The following is a 21,251-nucleotide window of genomic DNA, read 5'->3' as shown; positions in this document are numbered from 1 at the left end:
CGACATGAGCCGTTCCGCACACCCCGCCGGGCCCCGTCACGCCGACGTCCTTCCCGAGGGGCGCTCCGCGTCGAGCGCAGCCCCGCCCGCCGACCTCAACGCCCTCGACGCCAAGGTCTGGTCCCAGACCGTCGGCCGGGACGCGGACGGTGTCGTCACCGTCGGCGGGATCCCCGTCACGCGGCTCGCCGAGGAGTACGGCACCCCCGCCTACGTCCTCGACGAGGCCGACTTCCGGGCCCGGGCGCGGGCCTGGCGTACCGCCTTCGGCGCGGATGCCGACGTCTTCTACGCGGGCAAGGCCTTCCTGTCGCGCGCCGTCGTGCGGTGGCTGGACGAGGAGGGGCTGAACCTCGACGTGTGCTCGGGGGGTGAGCTGGCCACCGCGCTGTCCGCCGGGATGCCCGCCGACCGCATCGCCTTCCACGGCAACAACAAGTCGCCCGAGGAGATCGAGCGGGCCGTCCGCGCCGGCGTCGGGCGGATCGTGCTCGACTCCTTCCAGGAGATCGTGCGCGTCGCCCACATCGCCCAGTCGCAGGGCAAGCGGCAGCGGGTGCAGATCCGTATCACCGTGGGAGTCGAAGCCCACACGCACGAGTTCATCGCCACCGCCCACGAGGACCAGAAGTTCGGGATTCCGCTGGCCGGCGGGCAGGCGGCGGAAGCCGTGCGGCGGGCGCTCCAGCTCGACGGGCTCGAGGTCATCGGGATCCACTCGCACATCGGGTCGCAGATCTTCGACATGTCGGGGTTCGAGGTCGCCGCCCACCGGGTGGTCGGGCTGCTCAAGGACATCCGCGACGAGCACGGTGTCGAGCTGCCCGAGATCGACCTCGGCGGCGGACTCGGAATCGCGTACACCAGCGACGACGACCCCCGTGAGCCGCACGAGATCGCCAAGGCGCTGACCGAGATCGTCACGCGGGAGTGCGAGAGCGCCAGGCTGCGCACGCCCCGTATCTCCGTCGAGCCGGGACGTGCCATCGTCGGGCCCACCGCCTTCACGCTCTACGAGGTCGGCACCGTCAAGCCGCTCGACGGGCTGCGTACGTACGTCTCCGTCGACGGCGGCATGTCGGACAACATCCGCACCGCGCTGTACGACGCCGAGTACAGCGTCGCCCTCGTCTCCCGCACCTCCGACGCCGAGGCCATGCTCGTGCGGGTCGTCGGCAAGCACTGCGAGAGCGGGGACATCGTGGTCAAGGACGCCTTCCTGCCGGGCGACCTGGCACCCGGTGACCTCATCGCCGTACCGGCGACCGGGGCGTACTGCCGTTCCATGGCCAGCAACTACAACCACGTGCTGCGTCCGCCCGTGGTCGCCGTACGGGACGGCGAGGCGCGGGTCATCGTGCGGCGGGAGACCGAGGAGGACCTGCTGCGGCTCGACGTCGGGTGAGCAGCCGGGTGAGAACCGGCAGACGGACGGGCGGACGGGCGGACGTGCGGACGGACGGACGGGCGCGCAGGCGGACAGAGGACGAACCGGGCGGAAGATCTTCCGTCATCCGCCCGGCGAAAATGAAATAAACGTCTCACGATTCGGACGAAAGGCAGAAAGTCCCGTCCGGTGCGTGAGACTGGTCCAACCGTAGACGGTATGAGGAAACGAGGTCGGATGATGCGTACGCGTCCGCTGAAGGTGGCGCTGCTGGGCTGTGGAGTGGTCGGCTCAGAGGTGGCGCGCATCATGACGACGCACGCCGACGACCTCGCCGCCCGGATCGGGGCCCCGGTGGAGCTCGCGGGCGTGGCCGTACGGCGGCCCGACCGGGTGCGCGAGGGCATCGACCCCGCCCTCGTCACCACCGACGCCACCGCCCTGGTCAAACGCGGGGACATCGACGTCGTCGTCGAGGTCATCGGCGGGATCGAGCCCGCCCGGACCCTCATCACCACCGCCTTCGAGCACGGCGCGTCGGTCGTGTCCGCCAACAAGGCGCTCCTCGCGCAGGACGGCGCCACGCTGCACGCCGCGGCGGACGCGAACGGCAAGGACCTGTACTACGAGGCCGCCGTCGCCGGTGCCATCCCGCTGATCCGGCCGCTGCGCGAGTCCCTCGCCGGCGACAAGGTCAACCGGGTGCTCGGCATCGTCAACGGGACGACCAACTTCATCCTCGACGCCATGGACAGCACCGGCGCCGGGTACCAGGAGGCGCTCGACGAGGCCACCGCCCTCGGGTACGCGGAGGCCGACCCGACCGCCGACGTCGAGGGCTTCGACGCCGCCGCCAAGGCCGCCATCCTCGCCGGGATCGCCTTCCACACGCGCGTGCGCCTCGACGACGTCTACCGCGAGGGCATGACCGAGGTCACCGCCGCCGACTTCGCCTCCGCCAAGGAGATGGGCTGCACCATCAAGCTCCTCGCCATCTGCGAGCGGGCCGCGGACGGGGGGTCGGTCACCGCGCGCGTGCACCCCGCGATGATCCCGCTCAGCCATCCGCTGGCGAACGTGCGTGGCGCCTACAACGCCGTCTTCGTCGAGTCCGACGCGGCCGGTCAGCTCATGTTCTACGGGCCCGGCGCCGGCGGTTCGCCGACCGCGTCCGCCGTGCTCGGCGACCTCGTCGCCGTCTGCCGCAACCGGCTGGGCGGCGCCACCGGACCCGGCGAGTCCGCGTACGCGGCGCTTCCCGTCTCGCCGATGGGCGACGTCGTCACGCGCTACCACATCAGCCTCGACGTGGCCGACAAACCGGGCGTGCTCGCCCAGGTCGCGACCGTGTTCGCGGAGCACGGTGTCTCCATCGACACCGTGCGGCAGTCCGGCAAGGACGGCGAGGCATCCCTCGTCGTCGTCACCCACCGTGCGTCCGACGCCGCCCTCGGCGGTACGGTCGAGGCGCTGCGCAAGCTCGACACCGTGCGGGGTGTCGCCAGCATCATGCGGGTTGAAGGAGAGTAACCAGCAATGACCCACCAGTGGCGCGGAATCATCGAGGAGTACCGGGACAGGCTGCCCGTCTCCGACAGCACGCCCGTCGTGACGCTCCGCGAGGGCGGCACGCCGCTCGTGCCCGCGCAGGTGCTCTCCGAGCGCACGGGCTGCGAGGTCCACCTCAAGGTCGAGGGGGCGAACCCGACCGGGTCCTTCAAGGACCGCGGCATGACCATGGCCATCAGCAAGGCCAAGGAGGAGGGTGCGCAGGCCGTCATCTGCGCGTCCACCGGCAACACCTCCGCCTCCGCCGCCGCGTACGGCGTGCGGGCCGGGATGGTGTCCGCCGTCCTCGTGCCGCAGGGCAAGATCGCGCTCGGCAAGATGGGCCAGGCCCTCGTGCACGGCGCGAAGATCCTCCAGGTCGACGGCAACTTCGACGACTGCCTCACGCTCGCCCGCGCGCTCAGCGACAACTATCCCGTGGCGCTGGTCAATTCGGTCAACCCGGTGCGTATAGAGGGGCAGAAGACGGCCGCCTTCGAGATCGTGGACATGCTCGGCGACGCGCCCGACATCCACGTCCTGCCGGTGGGCAACGCGGGCAACATCACCGCGTACTGGAAGGGGTACAAGGAGTACGCCGCCGACAAGGTCAGCACGAAGGCGCCGCGCATGTGGGGGTTCCAGGCCTCCGGCAGCGCCCCGATCGTGCGCGGCGAGGTCGTCAAGGACCCGTCGACCATCGCCACCGCCATCCGCATCGGCAACCCCGCCTCGTGGGACTTCGCGCTCGCCGCGCGGGACGAGTCGGGCGGCGCCATCGACGAGGTGACGGACCGTGAGATCCTGCGCGCCTACCGGCTGTTGGCCTCGCAGGAGGGCGTCTTCGTGGAGCCCGCGTCCGCCGCGTCGGTCGCCGGTCTGCTGAAGGCCGCCGAGCAGGGCAAGGTCGACCCGGGGCAGCGGATCGTGTGCACCGTCACCGGCAACGGGCTGAAGGACCCGGACTGGGCCGTCGCCGGCGCCCCGCAGCCGGTCACCGTCCCGGTCGACGCGGCGACGGCGGCCGAGCGGCTCGGTCTGGTCTGAGGGACCCCGTCCCCGTCCCCGTCATCCCCGTCATCCGTCCCAGGGGTCCCGGGGTCCCGGGGTCCCGGGATCCTGTGGTCCCGTAGTCCCGTGATCCGGTGGTCCCGTGATCCGGTGGTCCCCGCGAAAACGCGCCCAGCGTACGGGGGCGTAAGCGACGTCCAGCCGGGCATGTCACTGACGGGGGGTGCACAGGGGGCTTACGACACGCATCGTGCGCCTCCTGTGCGCCCTATGTCGCCACAGAACCTTCCTTCGATAGGCTGTACCGAACCCGCCCGCCGCATATGCCGTGGTGCCGCGCCGTCTCCGCGGTCGGGAAGCGGCCGGGAGTCGTCGGGCAGGCGGTGGTCGGCCGTTGGGCAGGCAGCGGCGAGCCCGGGTTCCGTAAGTCATCGAATCTCATTCGACAGTCACGCAGCTCAAGGAGAGTCATCAAGCGATGGCCGGTCCAGCGTTCCGCGCCGCCGCCGTCCGGGTGCGCGTCCCCGCCACCAGCGCCAACCTCGGCCCGGGCTTCGACGCCCTCGGCCTCGCGCTGGGCTTGTACGACGACGTGGTCGTCCGGGTGGCCGACTCAGGGCTGCACATCGACATCGCGGGCGAGGGCAGCGAGACGCTGCCGCGCGACGAGAAGCACCTCCTCGTCCGCGCCCTGCGCACCGCCTTCGACCTCCTGGGCGGACAGCCGCGCGGCCTGGAGATCGTCTGCGCCAACCGCATCCCGCACGGCCGCGGCCTCGGCTCCTCCTCCGCCGCCATCTGCGCCGGCATCGTCGCGGCGCGCGCGGTGACCATAGGCGGCGAATCCCGCCTCGACGACGCCGCGCTGCTCGACCTCGCCACCGAGATCGAGGGCCACCCCGACAACGTGGCGGCCTGTCTGCTGGGCGGCTTCACCCTGTCCTGGATGGATTCCGGCGCCGCCCGGGCCATCAGGATGGAGCCCGCCGATTCCATCGTTCCGGTGGTTTTCGTGCCCGGAAAGCCGGTACTGACGGAGACCGCACGAGGTCTCCTCCCGCGCAGCGTCCCGCACGTCGACGCCGCCACCAACGCCGGCCGCGCCGCGCTGCTCGTCGAGGCGCTCACCAGGCGCCCCGAGCTGCTGCTGCCGGCCACCGAGGACCGCCTGCACCAGGAGTACCGCGCGCCGGCCATGCCGGAGAGCGCGGCGCTGGTGGAGCGGCTGCGCGGCGACGGCATCCCCGCGGTGATCTCGGGTGCCGGACCCACCGTGATGGCCCTGGCCGACGCCGACACGGCCGACAAGGTCGAGGCGCTGGCAGGTACGGACTGGGCGGCCAACCGGCTCAGCCTGGACCAGCAGGGCGCGAGCGTCCTGCCGCTGGCGCCCTCCAGCGACATTTAGAGGCATACGGTTGCCGGATTTCGAGAGGGGGAATATTTGTTGGATCCGGTAGTGTTAATCTCAAGTCTGCACCCGACCCCACCATGGCGAGGTGCCTCGTGTCCCCGTCCGGGACAGACATTCTTCCGGGAGCCCCCCAAGCCGCCTTGTGCCGTGGACGTCGTACGTGATCAGTACGGCCGACGCGGACACTGAGCGGCCCGCCGGGCACGCTTCGGAACCGGTGCGACCACGCCGCATGGCACAGACACTGGGTGCCACGGCTAGGGGAAGCGCCATCACCAGATATCTCTTCCGCCGTTCAGGCGGACCACCGCCCCGGCACGGTTCGCACAGCAAGGACCGAAGCCGGACAGCACAACCGGTCGCCGAGCCAGACAGGCCGACGTCCGCTCCAGGGAAGGACCCTTCGTGAGCGACACCACCGATCTGATGGGCGCACGTGTCGAGGAGACCGCTGCCGCGCCCTCCACGGACGCCTCCGCGCCTGCCACCGGTGCCGGCTCCCGGCGGCGCCGTGGTACCGGCCTCGAGGGCATGGTGCTGGCCGAGCTGCAGCAGGTCGCATCCGGCCTCGGCATCAGGGGCACCGCGCGTATGCGCAAGAGCCAGCTGATCGAGGTCATCAAGGAGGCGCAGGCCGCGGGCGGCGCCCCCGCCAAGGCCGCGCCCGCCGCGGCGGACGCCGCCGGCGAGACCAAGCCGAAGCGCCGCAGCACCTCCCGGGCCCGTACGGGTGACGAGGCCCCCGCCGAGAAGGCGGAGAAGGCCGGCCGGGCCGAGAAGAAGGCGGACAAGGCGGCCGCCGACAAGGCAGCCGCCCAGCAGCAGATCGACATCCCCGGCCAGCCGACCCCCAAGGTCTCGCCGACGGCCGACAAGGCCACCGACGACGCCCCCTCCGAGCGCCGTCGCCGCCGGGCCACCGCCGACGCGGGCAGCCCGTCCGCCGCCACCGAGACGGTGGCCGTCGAGACGAAGAGCGAGCCGAAGACCGAGCCCTCCGGCCAGCAGCAGGGCCAGGGCGACGCCCGCCTCGACGGTGAGGGCGGCGAAGGCCGCCGTCGCGACCGCCGTGACCGCGGCGACCGCGACCGTGACCGTGGTGACCGCGACCGCGGCGACCGCGGACGCGACCGCGACCGCCGGGGCAAGGGCGACGACCAGCAGAACCAGGGCGGCGGCCAGCAGCGCCGGCAGCAGGGCGGCGGCCAGGACCGCCAGCAGCAGGACGACGACGACTTCGACGGCGGACGCCGCGGCCGCCGTGGCCGCTACCGGGACCGCCGGGGCCGCCGCGGACGCGACGAGATCCAGGAGCCCCAGGTCAACGAGGACGACGTCCTCATCCCGGTGGCCGGCATCCTCGACATCCTCGACAACTACGCGTTCATCCGGACCTCCGGCTACCTGCCCGGCCCCAACGACGTGTACGTCTCCCTCGCCCAGGTCCGCAAGAACGGCCTGCGCAAGGGCGACCACCTCACCGGTGCCGTGCGCCAGCCCAAGGAGGGCGAGCGCCGCGAGAAGTTCAACGCGCTGGTGCGCCTGGACTCCGTCAACGGCATGGCGCCCGAACACGGCCGCGGGCGGCCGGAGTTCAACAAGCTGACGCCGCTCTACCCGCAGGACCGCCTCCGTCTGGAGACGGACCCCGGCGTCCTCACCACCCGCATCATCGACCTCGTCGCGCCCATCGGCAAGGGACAGCGCGGTCTGATCGTGGCCCCGCCGAAGACCGGCAAGACCATGATCATGCAGGCGATCGCCAACGCGATCACGCACAACAACCCCGAGTGCCACCTGATGGTCGTCCTGGTCGACGAGCGTCCGGAAGAGGTCACCGACATGCAGCGGTCGGTGAAGGGCGAGGTCATCTCCTCGACCTTCGACCGCCCGGCCGAGGACCACACCACGGTCGCCGAGCTCGCCATCGAGCGCGCCAAGCGCCTCGTGGAGCTGGGTCACGACGTGGTCGTCCTGCTCGACTCGATCACCCGTCTGGGCCGCGCGTACAACCTCGCCGCCCCGGCCTCCGGCCGCATCCTGTCCGGTGGTGTCGACTCGACCGCCCTGTACCCGCCGAAGCGCTTCTTCGGTGCGGCCCGCAACATCGAGGACGGCGGCTCGCTGACCATCCTCGCCACCGCACTGGTGGACACCGGGTCCCGCATGGACGAGGTCATCTTCGAGGAGTTCAAGGGCACCGGCAACGCCGAGCTCAAGCTCGACCGGAAGCTCGCCGACAAGCGCATCTTCCCGGCGGTGGACGTCGACGCGTCCGGCACCCGCAAGGAGGAGATCCTGCTCGGCAGCGAGGAGCTCGCCGTCACCTGGAAGCTGCGCCGGGTGCTGCACGCCCTCGACCAGCAGCAGGCGATCGAGCTGCTCCTCGACAAGATGAAGCAGACCAAGTCGAACGGCGAGTTCCTGATGCAGATCCAGAAGACGACCCCGACGCCGGGCAACGGCGACTGAGGGCCGGACTCCCGGCACGCATCGACGAAAGGGCCGCTCCCGCACCGGGAGCGGCCCTTCCGCGTCCGCCCGCCCACTCCACCCGCACACCGGCCGTTGCCGAAACGAGACCTTTGCCACACGCAACGTCACTGCGCTGATGACGGCCGTCAGCGGACACCCGGAGCAAAAGCGCAGGTGAAGGCCATGCGCGCGCGGCCCCCGCACAGCGCCCGGACGCGACTCGAACACACTCCGTACCCGTTCCGTGTCCGCTCCGTGCCCGCTGCGCACCGGGAGCCCACAGGGCGCTGTGCAACCCTGTGCCGGGTTTCTCCGTCCCTCCACGGAGGGACGATGGTGAGGTACCGGCCATATCGCCGGCGCCGGCCGGCCCGACCCCGAGCCCAGGGGGTAACCGACCGTACGAGAGCCGAGGAGCACATGTCCGCCGAGAGCACGCCGGATCCCGCCATACCCGGGAAGGCTTCCGGGTCCCGCCACCGGGGCAAGGGCCGCCGCCGCAGACCGCGCAGCGGGCGGCGCAAGGCCCTGCTGGTCGCGGCCTGGACCGCCGCGGGCGTCGTCGTCCTGGGCGGCACCGGCGCCGGGGTGCTGTTCTTCAAGCTCAACGGCAACCTCCAGAGCGTCGACATCGACCAGGTCCTCGGCACCGACCGGCCCGAGAAGGCCGGCAACGGCTCCGAGAACATCCTCGTCCTCGGCTCCGACACCCGCGCCGACGGCAACAAGGAGCTCGGCGGCGGCACCGACGACGGCACCGCCCGCTCCGACACGGCGATGGTCGTGCACGTCCACAAGGGCCACAAGAAGGCCAGCGTGGTCTCCATCCCGCGCGACACCCTCGTCGACCGCCCCGCGTGCACCGACACCGACGGCAATGAGCACCCCGCCGCCGAGGAGGTGATGTTCAACTCCGCCTACTCCACCGGCGGCGCCGCCTGTGCCGTGAAGACCGTGGAGTCGATCAGCGGTCTGCGCATGGACCACTACCTGGAGGTCGACTTCAGCGGCTTCCAGCAGCTCGTCGACGACCTCGGCGGCGTCGAGGTCACCACCACCGAGGCCATCAAGGACCCCGACAGCCACCTCGACCTGCCCGCCGGCACCCACACGCTGACCGGTGAGCAGGCCCTCGGCCTGGTCCGCACCCGGCACGGCGTCGGCGACGGCTCCGACCTCGGCCGCATCCAGCTCCAGCAGGCCTTCGTCAAGGCCCTGGCCGACCGGGTCAAGGACATCGGCCTGCTCGGCAACCCCAAGAAGCTGTACGACATCGCCGACACCGCCACCAAGACGCTGACCACCGACTCCGACCTGGGCTCGGTGAACTCCCTGATGTCCTTCGCGAGCGGCCTCAAGGGCATCGACGCCTCGAACATGAACATGGTCACGATGCCGGTCGTCTACGACCCCGCGGACGCCAACCGCGTCCTGGTGGAGAAGACCAAGGCCGAGCAGGTGTGGACCGCCCTCAAGAACGACAGGCCGGTCCCGGCGGCGGCGACGCGGGGCACGGCGTCGGGCGGCGCCGAGGGCGTGGTGAACAGCGCCCCGTAGGGGCGTCGGCAGGCCCGGGGAATAGACGGCCGCGGCCCCCGGTTTTGGGAGAGGACGCCAGTCCTGGCAGACTGGTACGTCGGCCCCGGTTCACGCCCCCGCAGCCCGCGGCGGCGACCCGGCGCCCTCCCGGAACAGTAGGAGACACCTTGAAGCGCGACATCCACCCCGAGTACGTCGAGACGCAGGTCAGCTGCACCTGTGGCGCGTCGTTCACCACCCGCAGCACCATCGAGTCCGGCACCATCCGGGCCGAGGTCTGCTCCGAGTGCCACCCGTTCTACACGGGCAAGCAGAAGATCCTCGACACCGGTGGCCGTGTGGCCCGCTTCGAGGCCCGCTTCGGCAAGGCTGCCGCCGGCTCCAAGAAGTAGCGAGCCTCCAACCGCCGGTCCACGGCCGCGCCCCCAGCCGGGGGAGCGCCGGGACCGGCGTTTTTGGTCGCCCGTCTTCCCCTTCCCAAGCAGTAGCAGGAGCCCAAGATGTTCGAGGCCGTCGAGGAACTCGTCGCCGAGCACGCCGACCTGGAGAAGAAGCTCGCCGACCCGTCGGTCCACTCCGACCAGGCCAACGCGCGCAAGCTGAACAAGCGGTACGCCGAGCTCACCCCGATCGTCGCCACGTTCCGCTCCTGGAAGCAGACCGGCGACGACATGGAGACCGCGCGCGAGCTGGCCGCGGACGACCCGGACTTCGCCGCCGAGGTCAAGGAGCTGGACAAGCAGCGCGAGGAGCTCACCGAGAAGCTCCGCCTCCTGCTCGTCCCGCGCGACCCCAGCGACGACAAGGACGTCATCCTGGAGATCAAGGCGGGCGCGGGCGGCGACGAGTCGGCGCTCTTCGCCGGCGACCTGCTGCGCATGTACCTGCGCTACGCCGAGCGGGTCGGCTGGAAGACCGAGATCATCGACGCCACCGAGTCCGAGCTGGGCGGCTACAAGGACGTCCAGGTCGCCGTGAAGACCAAGGGCGGCCAGGGCGCCACCGAGCCCGGACAGGGCGTCTGGGCGCGGCTGAAGTACGAGGGCGGGGTGCACCGCGTGCAGCGGGTGCCCGCGACCGAGTCCCAGGGCCGTATCCACACCTCCGCGGCCGGTGTGCTCGTCACGCCCGAGGCCGAGGAGATCGACGTCGAGATCAACCCCAACGACCTCCGCATCGACGTCTACCGGTCCTCCGGCCCCGGCGGCCAGTCCGTCAACACCACCGACTCCGCCGTGCGCATCACGCACATTCCGACCGGAGTCGTCGCCTCCTGCCAGAACGAGAAGAGCCAGCTGCAGAACAAGGAGCAGGCGATGCGTATCCTGCGCTCGAGGCTGCTCGCGGCGGCGCAGGAGGAGGCGGAGAAGGAGGCCGCGGACGCCCGCCGCAGCCAGGTCCGCACCGTCGACCGCTCCGAGAAGATCCGTACGTACAACTTCCCGGAGAACCGCATCTCGGACCACCGCGTCGGCTTCAAGGCGTACAACCTGGACCAGGTCCTGGACGGCGACATCGACCCGGTGATCCAGGCCTGCGTCGACGCGGACTCGGCGGCCAAGCTCGCCGCCGCGTAGGCACCGCCGCACCACCCGCACCGGACCACAGCTCAGCCCCCGGAGGACCAGCGTGAACCTGCTGCTCGCGGAGGTGGCCCAGGCCACCCAGCGGCTGGCCGACGCCGGCGTGCCCTCGCCGCGCACCGACGCCGAGGAGCTCGCCGCCCATCTGCACGGCGTCAAGCGGGGCGAGCTGCACACCGTGCCGGACGCGGACTTCGACGCCCGGTACTGGGAGGTGATCGCCCGCCGCGAGGCGCGCGAACCGCTCCAGCACATCACCGGACGCGCCTACTTCCGCTACCTGGAGCTCCAGGTAGGCCCCGGCGTCTTCGTGCCCCGCCCCGAGACCGAGTCCGTCGTCGGCTGGGCCATAGACGCCGTACGCGCCATGGACGTCGTCGAGCCGTGCATCGTCGACCTGTGCACCGGCTCGGGCGCCATCGCGCTCGCGCTCGCCCAGGAGGTGCCCCGCTCGCGGGTGTACGCCGTGGAGCTGTCCGAGGACGCCCTGGTGTGGACGCGGAAGAACATGGAGGGGTCCAGGGTCGAACTGCGCCAGGGCGACGCCCTGACGGCCTTCCCGGACCTCGACGGCCAGGTCGACCTGGTGGTCTCCAACCCGCCGTACATCCCGCTCACCGAGTGGGAGTACGTCGCCCCCGAGGCCCGCGACCACGATCCCGAGCTGGCCCTGTTCTCCGGCGAGGACGGCCTCGACCTCATCCGCGGCCTGGAACGCACCGCGCACCGCCTGCTACGCCCCGGCGGAGTGGTCGTCGTCGAGCACGCCGACACCCAGGGCGGCCAGGTGCCGTGGATCTTCACCGAGGAGCGGGGCTGGGCCGACGCGGCCGACCACCCCGACCTCAACAACCGCCCGCGGTTCGCGACCGCCCGCAAGGCGCTGCCGTGACCGTCCCCCTGACTTCAACCCCGCAGTACGTGTACGAGGAGGCCCGCTAATGGCACGGCGATACGACACCAACGACGCGACCGACCGTGTGACCGGTCTGCGCGAGGCCGCGTCCGCCGTCCGCCGTGGCGAGCTCGTGGTGCTGCCGACGGACACCGTGTACGGCATCGGAGCCGACGCCTTCACCGGGGAGGCCGTAGCCGACCTGCTGGACGCCAAGGGCCGGGGACGCAACATGCCCACCCCCGTCCTCATCGGCTCGCCGAACACCCTGCACGGCCTGGTCACCGACTTCTCCGAGCTGGCCTGGGAGCTGGTCGACGCCTTCTGGCCGGGCGCGCTGACGCTCGTCGCCAAGCACCAGCCGTCCCTCCAGTGGGACCTCGGCGACACCCGCGGCACGGTCGCCGTCCGCATGCCGCTGCACCCCGTCGCCATCGAGCTGCTCACCGAGGTCGGCCCCATGGCCGTCTCCTCCGCCAACCTCACCGGCCACCCGGCGCCCGAGGACTGCGACGCCGCCCAGCAGATGCTCGGCGACTCCGTCTCCGTCTACCTCGACGGCGGCCCCACCCCCGGCAACGTCCCGTCGTCCATCGTCGACGTCACCCGCGAGGTGCCCGTGCTGCTGCGTGCGGGCGCGTTGTCGGCGGAGGAGCTGCGCAAGGTGGTACCCGACCTCGAGGTGGCGAATTGACGGCCCCTGAGACGGGGCGTGGCATAGGCGACGGGGAACGCGCCGCGGAGATCACGACGACGTTCGGCTTCCCGCGCGACAGCTTCCGCATCCTCCACGTCAGCACCGGCAACGTCTGCCGCTCGCCCATCACCGAGCGGCTGACCCGGCATTTCGTGACGGAGCGGCTCGGCGTGCTGGGCGGCGGACTCATCGTGGAGAGCGCGGGCACCTGGGGCCACGAGGGCGCGCCCATGGAGTCGAACGCGGAGACGGTCCTCGCGGACTTCGGCGCGGACGCGGCCGGCTTCACCGGGCGCGAGCTGCTCGACGAGCACGTCATCCGCGCGGACCTCGTGCTGACCGCGACCCGGGACCACCGGGCGCAGGTCATCTCCATGGGGCACTCGGCCGGCCTGCGCACCTTCACCCTCAAGGAGTTCACCCGCCTGGTGAACGCCATCGACCCGGCGACGCTGCCGCCCCTCGAGGACGGGGTGGTCGCCCGTGCGCGCGCCCTGGTCCGCGCCGCCGCCGCGCTGCGCGGCTGGCTGCTGGCCCCCACGGTGGAGGCGGACGAGGTGTACGACCCGTACGGGGCGCCGCTGCCGTTCTTCCGGTCGATCGGGGACGAGATACACCAGGCGCTGGATCCGGTGGTGACGGCGCTGACGGGGGTCGCGGCGCGGACGTAGCCGGGACGCCCCGCGACGCCGGGCGGCTTCGGTCCTCCGGGCCTACATTGGTCGTACGTCACCGTCGACGCACGCCCGGAGCGCACCATGTCGGTCACCCGCGACCTCATCGAGGCCGATGACAGCATGCTCGGGGTCCTGCTGCGCCAGGACCCCGAACTGGCGGAGATCCTGCTCGCCGAACGCCGCCGGCAGTCGACGACGCTCCAGCTGATCGCCGCCGAGAACTTCACGTCCCCCGCCGTGCTCGCCGCCCTCGGCTCCCCGCTGGCCAACAAGTACGCCGAGGGCTACCCGGGCGCCCGGCACCACGGCGGCTGCGAGATCGTCGACGTCGCCGAGCGGCTCGCCGTGGAGCGGGCCCGGGACCTCTTCGGCGCCGAGCACGCCAACGTGCAGTCCCACTCCGGCTCCTCCGCCGTCCTGGCCGCCTACGCGGCGCTGCTGCGCCCCGGCGACACCGTCCTCGCCCTCGGCCTGCCCTACGGCGGACACCTCACGCACGGCTCGCCCGCGAACTTCTCCGGCCGCTGGTTCGACTTCGTCGGCTACGGCGTGGACGCGGAGACCGGACTCGTCGACTACGACCAGGTGCGCACCCTGGCCCGCACGCACCGGCCGAAGGCGATCGTGTGCGGTTCCATCGCCTATCCCCGCCACCTCGACTACGCCTTCTTCCGCGACGTCGCCGACGAGGTGGGCGCCTACCTCGTCGCGGACGCCGCGCACCCGATCGGGCTGGTCGCCGGGGGAGCGGCGCCCAGCCCGGTGCCGTACGCCGACATCGTGTGCGCCACCACGCACAAGGTGCTGCGCGGCCCGCGCGGCGGCATGATCCTGTGCGGTGGCGAACTGGCCGAGCGGGTGGACCGGGCCGTCTTCCCGTTCACCCAGGGCGGTGCGCAGATGCACACCATCGCCGCCAAGGCGGTCGCGTTCGGCGAGGCGGCGACCCCCGCGTACGCCGCGTACGCCCATCAGGTGATCGCCAACGCCCGGGCGCTGGCGGCGCACCTGGCCGCCGAGGGCCTGGTCGTCACCACCGGCGGCACCGACACCCACCTGATCACCGCCGACCCCGCCCCGCTCGGTGTCGACGGGAAGACCGCGCGGGGCCGGCTCGCGGCGGCCGGGATCGTCCTGGACTGCTGCGCGCTGCCGCACGGCGACGCCCGCGGGCTGCGGCTGGGCACGGCGGCCGTGACCACGCAGGGCATGGGGGAGCGGGAGATGCGGGCGGTGGCCACGCTGCTCGCGGAGGTACTGCGGGGCGGGGCGGACGCCGCCGCGGCACGGAACGACGTACGGGATCTGGTCACGGAATTCCCGCCCTACCCGGAGTGAGTCAGGGTAGGCGCACACGTGTGCACAGCCACACGTGCAACCATCGTCGATACCCGGAAGTCCTCAACCGTATGCGCGCATCGCTAGGGTGTGGGGTCGAGGATGGCCAGCGAGACCTGTGGGGAAGCCTGTGCGTGAATACCTGCTGACGCTCTGCATCACGGCCGCGGTGACGTATCTGCTCACAGGGCCGGTACGGAAGTTCGCGATCGTGGCGGGGGCGATGCCGGAGATCCGGGCCCGTGACGTGCACCGGGAACCCACTCCGCGGCTCGGCGGGATCGCGATGTTCTTCGGACTCTGCGCGGGCCTGCTGGTCGCCGACCACCTCACCAACCTCAGTGAGGTCTTCGAGAACTCCAACGAACCCCGGGCCCTGCTGTCCGGAGCCGCCCTGATCTGGCTGATCGGCGTCCTGGACGACAAGTTCGAGATCGACGCCCTGATCAAGCTGGGCGGTCAGATGATCGCCGCCGGCGTGATGGTGGTGCAGGGTCTGACCATCCTGTGGATTCCGGTGCCCTGGGTCGGCACGGTGGCGCTCACCCAGTGGCAGGGCACCCTGCTGACGGTGGCGCTGGTCGTCATCACCATCAACGCGGTCAACTTCGTGGACGGCCTGGACGGTCTCGCGGCCGGCATGGTGTGCATCGCGGCGACGGCGTTCTTCATGTACGCCTACCGGATCTGGTACTCGTACGGCATCGAGGCCGCGGCGCCCGCGTCGCTCTTCGCGGCCATCCTCATGGGCATGTGCCTGGGCTTCCTGCCGCACAACATGCACCCCGCCCGGATCTTCATGGGGGACTCCGGCTCGATGCTGATCGGGCTCGTCCTGGCGGCCGGCGCGATCTCGGTCACCGGCCAGGTCGACCCGGACCTGATGAACCTGTTCTCCGGTTCCGAGCGCGCCTCGGTGCACCAGATGGTGCCGGTCTACATCCCGTTGGTGATGCCGCTGACCATCATCGCCATCCCGGCCGCCGACCTGATCCTGGCGATCGTGAGGCGCACCTGGCGCGGCCAGTCGCCGTTCGCCGCGGACCGGGGGCACCTGCACCACCGGCTGCTGGAGATCGGCCACTCGCACAGCCGCGCGGTGCTGATCATGTACTTCTTCTCGGCGCTGATCGCCTTCGGCGCGCTCGCCTACTCCGTGAACGCCGCGTCGATGTGGATCGTGCTGAGCGTCGTCTTCCTCAGCGCGATCGGCCTGGTCCTGCTCCTGACGCCGCGCTTCACCCCCCGTGCCCCCCGCTGGGCCGAGCGCTTCGTGCCTCCCCGCTACCGCCGCCGCAAGGCGGCCGTCGCCGCGGTGGAGCCCGCCGTGGTCGTGGACGAGGGCGAGGGTGGGACCGATCAGGGCGCGAGTGACGAGGTCACGGCCGACGAGGCCACGACCGGCGACCGTGTTCCGGTCCCGGCGGGGGTCTCGGGCGTCAACGGGGCCACCGCCGTCGGCCCCCGTTCGCGCACAAGGTAAGAATCTGACTAGAGCATTGCCAACCCATGGGGAAGCGAATCGCCGCAATACCAGATAAAGCGGCGCTGTACTTGCACAAACGCGCACCGTCACTCTCATGTGTGACGGCCAGCACACCCTCAGGTAAAGACCTCATCAAATAGTTTGTGATACCGTTCACGAGAACCCCGGATGGAGCCGAAGGGCCGCAGTGCGACGGCCCATTGGTGAGAGTTCTGCACTCGACCCGGGGGACTACGCTCGTCCATGACGACACCCCCTGCCCCCTGAAAGCGGAGCTGCCGCCATGCCCTCCAACGACGTCCGGATCCTGGTCCAGGCTGCCGTGCCCACCGCTGTCGTCGGTGCGGTCGCAGTCGCGATCGGCGGTGCCGTCGAAGGGGGCAAGGGTGCGGTCGGGGCGGTCGTCGGAGCGGTCGTCGTGATCCTTTTCATGGGCGCGGGACTGTACGTCCTCCAGTGGACCGCGAAGTCGTTGCCGACGCTGTTCCAGGCAATGGCGCTGATGATGTACATGGCGCAAATTGCGCTGATGTTCATCTTCATCGTGCTCTTCAGGGACACGACGCTGTTCCATCCCAAGGTCTTCGCTCTCTCGTTGCTCGCCGGCACTCTCACCTGGGTCGCCGCGCAGGCGCGCGCCCAGATGAAGGCCAAAATCCTTTACGTGGAGCCCGAGTCGACGACGGGCGAGAAGAAGGAAACCCCGGGGCGTCCGTCGTGAGACGTAGGGGCGGGATAAAGGCGCATGAGAGACCCTGCTATCGTCCGGTGCCAACTGCGGCATCGCGGGCGCGGGCATCCCAGCTGACGCCTGCCACATCGCGAGGCGAGATGCCCCCCGGCCGCCCCCATACCCGTAACACCAGTCCCGTGCCGATCCGCGGCCCCGTGCCGCGCCGACACCACGAGGTTGCCGAATCCATGCGCCACGCTGAAGGAGCCCGCGGTGAGTGCTGACCAGACACAGGTGCTCGCCTTCGAGACCGACTGCCACATCTTCGACGGCTGTGGCTTCCCGTCTCCCGGGCTGCACTCGTTCCTGTTCGAGCCCATGTGGGGCGACGGCGACAGCAACGTGTACTTCAACAAGACGATGCTGCTGGCGCTGCTCGGCTCGATCATCATCGTCGGCTTCTTCTGGGCGGCGTTCCGCCGGCCCCAGGTCGTCCCCGGCAAGCTCCAGATGGTCGCCGAAACCGGCTACGACTTCATCCGCCGCGGTGTCGTCTACGAGACGATGGGCAAGCGCGAGGGCGAGAAGTACGTCCCGTTCGTCGTCGCCCTGTTCTTCTTCATCTGGATGATGAACCTCTGGTCGATCATCCCGCTCGCCCAGTTCCCGGTGACGTCGATCATCGCGTACCCGATGGTGCTCGCCCTGCTCGTCTACGTCGTCTGGGTCTCACTGACCTTCAGGAAGCACGGCTTCGTCGGCGCCCTGAAGAACTTCACCGGCTACGACAAGTCGCTCGGTGGGGCCCTGCCGGTCGTCATGCTGATCGAGGCCTTCTCGAACCTGCTCGTGAGGCCCTTCACCCACGCCGTGCGACTCTTCGCGAACATGTTCGCGGGACACATCCTGCTGGTGCTGTTCACCATCGCCAGCTGGTACCTGCTGAACGGGATCGGGATCGCCTACGCCGGCGTCTCGTTCGTGATGGTCATCGTGATGACCGCCTTCGAGCTCTTCATCCAGGCCCTGCAGGCATACGTCTTCGTCCTGCTGACCGTTACCTACATCCAGGGCGCGCTCGCCGAGCACCACTGAGCGTCCCGCCCCGCCCCCAGTCGTCCGGTGGCCCACCCCCACCGGCCCGTGAAGAAAAGGAAGAACTGGCATGTCCCAGCTTGCTGCCGTCAGCGGTTCGATCGCTTCCATCGGTTACGGCATCGCCGCCTTCGGCCCCGGCATCGGCGTCGGCATCATCTTCGGTAAGGGCACCGAAGCCATCGCCCGTCAGCCCGAGGCCGCCGGCCTGATCCGCGCCAACCAGATCCTCGGCTTCGCCTTCTGTGAGGCGCTCGCCCTGATCGGCCTGGTCATGCCGTTCGTCTACGGCACGTGATCATCTGATCCGCGACCGGCTCACTAGACGAAAGGCACTCTGATATGAGCCCACTGCTTCATATCGCGGCCGAGGAGGCGCAGAACCCCCTCGTCCCGCCGATTCCCGAGCTCGTCATCGGCCTGCTCGCCTTCGTCATCGTCTTCGGCTTCCTCGCCAAGAAGCTCCTCCCGAACATCAACAAGGTTCTGGAGCAGCGTCGCGAGGCGATCGAGGGCGGGATCGAGAAGGCCGAGGCCGCTCAGACCGAGGCCCAGAGCGTGCTGGAGCAGTACAAGGCTCAGCTCGCCGAGGCCCGGCACGAGGCCGCGCGTCTGCGCCAGGAGGCGCAGGAGCAGGGCGCCGTGCTCATCGCCGAGATGCGCGCGGAAGGCCAGCGGCAGCGTGAGGAGATCATCGCCGCCGGACACACGCAGGTCGAGGCCGACCGCAAGGCCGCCTCGCAGGCGCTGCGCCAGGACGTGGGCAAGCTCGCCACCGACCTGGCCGGCAAGCTCGTCGGCGAGTCCCTCGAGGACCACGCCCGGCAGAGCCGTGTGATCGACCGCTTCCTCGACCAGCTCGAGGAGAAGGCCGAGGCCGGACGATGAACGGAGCGAGCCGCGAGGCCCTGGCAGCCGCACGCGAGCGGCTCGACGCGCTGACGGACTCCACGTCCGTGGACGCCGCGCAGCTCGCCGACGAGCTGGCCGCCGTCACCGCGCTGCTCGACCGCGAGGTCAGCCTGCGGCGGGTCCTCACCGACCCGGCGCAGGCCGCCGACGCCAAGGCCGAACTGGCCGGGCGCATCTTCGGCGGTCAGGTCGGCGGTCCGGCCGCCGACCTGGTGGCCGGTACGGTGCGCTCCCGCTGGTCGCAGTCGCGCGACCTGGTGGACGCGCTGGAGGAGCTGGCCGCCATGGCCGACTTCACCGCGGCCCAGAAGGCGGGCACGCTCGACGACGTCGAGGACGAGCTGTTCCGGTTCGGCCGGATCGTCTCGTCCGACACGGGGCTGCGCTCCGCGCTGACCGACCGCGCGGCGAGCGCCTCGGCCAAGAGCGAGCTGCTGCACAGCCTGCTCGGCGGCCGGGCCAAGGCCACGACCGAGCGTCTGGTGACGCGGCTTGTGACCGCGCCCCGGGGACGTAGCCTGGAGACGGGAATCGAATCCCTGTCCAAGCTCGCCGCCGAGCGTCGCGAGCGCACGGTCGCCGTCGTCACCTCGGCGGTCCCGCTGAGCGACACGCAGAAGCGGCGCCTCGGTGCCGCGCTGGCGCGGCTGTACGGCCGGGCGATGCACCTCAACCTCGACGTGGACCCCGAGGTCCTCGGCGGAATCCGGGTGCGGGTCGGCGACGAGATCATCAACGGCTCGCTCGCGGACCGGCTCGAAGACGCCGCCCGCCGCATGGCGAGCTAGCACCAACCGCATACGTAGGACTACGGCCCGGGTTGGGCCGTGCAGAGGATTCACCTCTTTCAGGGGGGAGTCCCCATCCCCCCAAAGTGAAACTTCGGGCCCAACAAGGAGAGCAGGGAACTCAGATGGCGGAGCTCACGATCCGGCCGGAGGAGATCCGGGACGCACTGGAGAACTTCGTCCAGTCGTACAAGCCGGACGCGGCCTCGCGCGAGGAGGTCGGTACGGTCAGCCTTGCCGGCGACGGCATCGCGAAGGTCGAGGGTCTTCCGTCGGCCATGGCCAACGAACTGCTGAAGTTCGAGGACGGCACCCTCGGTCTCGCCCTCAACCTCGAGGAGCGCGAGATCGGTTGCGTCGTCCTCGGTGAGTTCAGCGGTATCGAGGAGGGCCAGCCGGTCACCCGCACCGGCGAGGTCCTGTCGGTCGCCGTGGGCGAGGGCTACCTCGGCCGCGTGGTCGACCCCCTCGGCAACCCGATCGACGGCCTCGGCGAGATCGAGACGTCCGGTCGTCGTGCGCTGGAACTGCAGGCCCCCACGGTCATGCAGCGCAAGTCGGTGCACGAGCCGATGGAGACGGGCTACAAGGCCGTCGACGCCATGACCCCGATCGGCCGTGGTCAGCGGCAGCTGATCATCGGCGACCGCCAGACCGGCAAGACCGCGCTGGCCGTCGACACGATCATCAACCAGCGTGACAACTGGCGCACCGGCGACCCGAGCAAGCAGGTTCGCTGCATCTACGTCGCCATCGGTCAGAAGGGCTCGACCATCGCGTCGGTCCGCGGCGCGCTCGAGGAGAACGGCGCGCTGGAGTACACGACCATCGTGGCCGCCCCGGCGTCCGACCCGGCCGGCTTCAAGTACCTGGCGCCGTACACCGGCTCGGCCATCGGCCAGCAGTGGATGTACGAGGGCAAGCACGTCCTGATCATCTTCGACGACCTGTCGAAGCAGGCCGACGCCTACCGCGCCGTGTCGCTGCTGCTGCGCCGCCCGCCGGGCCGCGAGGCCTACCCGGGTGACGTCTTCTACCTGCACTCCCGTCTGCTGGAGCGCTGCGCGAAGCTCTCCGACGCCGAGGGCGCCGGTTCGATGACGGGTCTGCCGATCGTCGAGACCAAGGCCAACGACGTCTCGGCGTTCATCCCGACCAACGTCATCTCCATCACCGACGGCCAGTGCTTCCTGGAGTCGGACCTGTTCAACGCCGGTCAGCGCCCCGCGCTGAACGTGGGTATCTCCGTCTCCCGAGTCGGTGGCTCCGCCCAGCACAAGGCGATGAAGCAGGTCTCCGGCCGACTGCGCGTGGACCTCGCCCAGTTCCGTGAGCTGGAGGCGTTCGCCGCCTTCGGTTCCGACCTGGACGCCGCGTCGAAGTCGCAGCTGGAGCGCGGTCAGCGCATGGTCGAGCTGCTGAAGCAGGACCAGTACCAGCCGATGTCCACCGAGGACCAGGTCGTCTCCGTCTGGGCCGGCACCACCGGCAAGATGGACGAGGTGCCGGTCGCCGACATCCGCCGCTTCGAGAAGGAGCTCCTCGAGTACCTGCACCGCCAGGAGCAGGGCCTCATGACCTCCATCCGCGAGGGCGGCAAGATGTCCGACGACACCCTGCAGGCCATCGCCGAGGCGATCGCGGCGTTCAAGAAGCAGTTCGAGACGAGCGACGGCAAGCTGCTCGGCGAGGACGCCCCGTCCGCCGCCAAGTGACGTAAGGAAGGGACCTGA

19 protein-coding genes are annotated in these 21,251 nt (G+C 70.5%); all 19 read left to right on the top strand.

All coding sequences use genetic code 11. The annotated features are described in order from the left end of the window. The first annotated feature begins 4 nt into the window (after positions 1-4). The 19 genes from lysA (at position 5) to atpA (ending at position 21,233) form a co-directional block, all read left to right on the top strand. Positions 5-1,405 (top strand): diaminopimelate decarboxylase, encoded by a 1,401-nt coding sequence (gene lysA, locus ACP4J0_RS18540; protein ID WP_426599769.1) that lies wholly within the window; start codon positions 5-7, stop codon positions 1,403-1,405. Positions 1,406-1,627: 222 nt separating this feature from the next. Continuing rightward, on the top strand, positions 1,628-2,917 hold the full coding sequence (locus tag ACP4J0_RS18535) for a homoserine dehydrogenase (protein ID WP_426523588.1): 1,290 nt from the start codon (positions 1,628-1,630) through the stop codon (positions 2,915-2,917). A 6-nt stretch (positions 2,918-2,923) separates the two neighbouring features. Beyond that, positions 2,924-3,982, top strand: coding sequence for a threonine synthase (gene thrC, locus ACP4J0_RS18530; protein WP_384694018.1), 1,059 nt, complete (start codon positions 2,924-2,926; stop codon positions 3,980-3,982). A 442-nt stretch (positions 3,983-4,424) separates the two neighbouring features. Next, positions 4,425-5,354 carry a homoserine kinase gene (gene thrB / locus ACP4J0_RS18525; RefSeq protein WP_426599768.1) on the top strand — a complete coding sequence of 310 codons (930 nt, stop codon included), beginning with the start codon at positions 4,425-4,427 and terminating at the stop codon, positions 5,352-5,354. Positions 5,355-5,765: 411 nt separating this feature from the next. Continuing rightward, a complete protein-coding gene (gene rho / locus ACP4J0_RS18520) occupies positions 5,766-7,832 on the top strand; it encodes a transcription termination factor Rho (protein WP_426599767.1) in 2,067 nt (688 codons plus the stop codon). Positions 7,833-8,255: 423 nt separating this feature from the next. Continuing rightward, positions 8,256-9,392 carry an LCP family protein gene (locus ACP4J0_RS18515; RefSeq protein WP_426599766.1) on the top strand — a complete coding sequence of 379 codons (1,137 nt, stop codon included), beginning with the start codon at positions 8,256-8,258 and terminating at the stop codon, positions 9,390-9,392. Between the two features lie 149 nt (positions 9,393-9,541). Continuing rightward, positions 9,542-9,766, top strand: a complete 225-nt coding sequence (gene rpmE / locus ACP4J0_RS18510; protein ID WP_019326867.1) for a 50S ribosomal protein L31 — start codon at positions 9,542-9,544, stop codon at positions 9,764-9,766. 108 nt (positions 9,767-9,874) lie between these two features. Beyond that, on the top strand, positions 9,875-10,951 hold the full coding sequence (prfA, locus tag ACP4J0_RS18505) for a peptide chain release factor 1 (RefSeq protein ID WP_426523577.1): 1,077 nt from the start codon (positions 9,875-9,877) through the stop codon (positions 10,949-10,951). 52 nt (positions 10,952-11,003) lie between these two features. Continuing rightward, the gene (gene prmC / locus ACP4J0_RS18500) at positions 11,004-11,849 is read left to right on the top strand and encodes a peptide chain release factor N(5)-glutamine methyltransferase (RefSeq protein WP_426599765.1); all 846 of its coding nucleotides are present in this window, start codon (positions 11,004-11,006) and stop codon (positions 11,847-11,849) included. 49 nt (positions 11,850-11,898) lie between these two features. Beyond that, on the top strand, positions 11,899-12,546 hold the full coding sequence (locus tag ACP4J0_RS18495; RefSeq protein WP_053137111.1) for an L-threonylcarbamoyladenylate synthase: 648 nt from the start codon (positions 11,899-11,901) through the stop codon (positions 12,544-12,546). Further along, on the top strand, positions 12,543-13,220 hold the full coding sequence (locus tag ACP4J0_RS18490) for a protein-tyrosine-phosphatase (protein ID WP_426523575.1): 678 nt from the start codon (positions 12,543-12,545) through the stop codon (positions 13,218-13,220). The genes ACP4J0_RS18495 and ACP4J0_RS18490 overlap by 4 nt, the downstream gene beginning before the upstream one ends. An 87-nt stretch (positions 13,221-13,307) precedes the next feature. Continuing rightward, the gene (glyA, locus tag ACP4J0_RS18485; protein WP_426599764.1) at positions 13,308-14,564 is read left to right on the top strand and encodes a serine hydroxymethyltransferase; all 1,257 of its coding nucleotides are present in this window, start codon (positions 13,308-13,310) and stop codon (positions 14,562-14,564) included. A 130-nt stretch (positions 14,565-14,694) separates the two neighbouring features. Continuing rightward, the gene (locus ACP4J0_RS18480; RefSeq protein ID WP_426599763.1) at positions 14,695-16,047 is read left to right on the top strand and encodes an MraY family glycosyltransferase; all 1,353 of its coding nucleotides are present in this window, start codon (positions 14,695-14,697) and stop codon (positions 16,045-16,047) included. A gap of 286 nt (positions 16,048-16,333) precedes the next feature. Next, the gene (locus tag ACP4J0_RS18475) at positions 16,334-16,771 is read left to right on the top strand and encodes a hypothetical protein (RefSeq protein WP_426599762.1); all 438 of its coding nucleotides are present in this window, start codon (positions 16,334-16,336) and stop codon (positions 16,769-16,771) included. Between the two features lie 225 nt (positions 16,772-16,996). Then, on the top strand, positions 16,997-17,818 hold the full coding sequence (gene atpB, locus ACP4J0_RS18470; protein WP_426599761.1) for a F0F1 ATP synthase subunit A: 822 nt from the start codon (positions 16,997-16,999) through the stop codon (positions 17,816-17,818). A gap of 70 nt (positions 17,819-17,888) precedes the next feature. Next, positions 17,889-18,116, top strand: coding sequence for an ATP synthase F0 subunit C (atpE, locus tag ACP4J0_RS18465; RefSeq protein WP_426523570.1), 228 nt, complete (start codon positions 17,889-17,891; stop codon positions 18,114-18,116). 44 nt (positions 18,117-18,160) lie between these two features. Continuing rightward, positions 18,161-18,706, top strand: coding sequence for a F0F1 ATP synthase subunit B (locus ACP4J0_RS18460; protein WP_043379868.1), 546 nt, complete (start codon positions 18,161-18,163; stop codon positions 18,704-18,706). After that, complete coding sequence (locus ACP4J0_RS18455) at positions 18,703-19,518, top strand: F0F1 ATP synthase subunit delta (RefSeq protein WP_426599760.1); 816 nt, start codon at positions 18,703-18,705, stop codon at positions 19,516-19,518. Before ACP4J0_RS18460 ends, ACP4J0_RS18455 begins: the two co-directional genes overlap by 4 nt. A 125-nt stretch (positions 19,519-19,643) precedes the next feature. After that, positions 19,644-21,233 carry a F0F1 ATP synthase subunit alpha gene (gene atpA / locus ACP4J0_RS18450; protein ID WP_426599759.1) on the top strand — a complete coding sequence of 530 codons (1,590 nt, stop codon included), beginning with the start codon at positions 19,644-19,646 and terminating at the stop codon, positions 21,231-21,233. Positions 21,234-21,251 lie beyond the last annotated feature (18 nt).

Source organism: Streptomyces sp. WG7, assembly GCF_049975785.1.
Classification (GTDB): Bacteria; Actinomycetota; Actinomycetes; order Streptomycetales; family Streptomycetaceae; genus Streptomyces.
This window is presented reverse-complemented; position numbering and strand designations above follow the sequence as displayed.

Excerpts from the sequence above, each read along its gene's own strand:
- lysA (WP_426599769.1), top strand. The coding sequence starts at position 5 with ATGAGCCGTTCCGCACACCCCGCCGGGCCCCGTCACGCCGACGTCCTT.
- ACP4J0_RS18535 (WP_426523588.1), top strand. The coding sequence starts at position 1,628 with ATGCGTACGCGTCCGCTGAAGGTGGCGCTGCTGGGCTGTGGAGTGGTC.
- thrC (WP_384694018.1), top strand. The coding sequence starts at position 2,924 with ATGACCCACCAGTGGCGCGGAATCATCGAGGAGTACCGGGACAGGCTG.
- thrB (WP_426599768.1), top strand. The coding sequence starts at position 4,425 with ATGGCCGGTCCAGCGTTCCGCGCCGCCGCCGTCCGGGTGCGCGTCCCC.
- ACP4J0_RS18515 (WP_426599766.1), top strand. The coding sequence starts at position 8,256 with ATGTCCGCCGAGAGCACGCCGGATCCCGCCATACCCGGGAAGGCTTCC.
- prfA (WP_426523577.1), top strand. The coding sequence starts at position 9,875 with ATGTTCGAGGCCGTCGAGGAACTCGTCGCCGAGCACGCCGACCTGGAG.
- ACP4J0_RS18495 (WP_053137111.1), top strand. The coding sequence starts at position 11,899 with ATGGCACGGCGATACGACACCAACGACGCGACCGACCGTGTGACCGGT.
- glyA (WP_426599764.1), top strand. The coding sequence starts at position 13,308 with ATGTCGGTCACCCGCGACCTCATCGAGGCCGATGACAGCATGCTCGGG.
- ACP4J0_RS18475 (WP_426599762.1), top strand. The coding sequence starts at position 16,334 with ATGCCCTCCAACGACGTCCGGATCCTGGTCCAGGCTGCCGTGCCCACC.
- atpE (WP_426523570.1), top strand. The coding sequence starts at position 17,889 with ATGTCCCAGCTTGCTGCCGTCAGCGGTTCGATCGCTTCCATCGGTTAC.
- ACP4J0_RS18460 (WP_043379868.1), top strand. The coding sequence starts at position 18,161 with ATGAGCCCACTGCTTCATATCGCGGCCGAGGAGGCGCAGAACCCCCTC.
- ACP4J0_RS18455 (WP_426599760.1), top strand. The coding sequence starts at position 18,703 with ATGAACGGAGCGAGCCGCGAGGCCCTGGCAGCCGCACGCGAGCGGCTC.
- atpA (WP_426599759.1), top strand. The coding sequence starts at position 19,644 with ATGGCGGAGCTCACGATCCGGCCGGAGGAGATCCGGGACGCACTGGAG.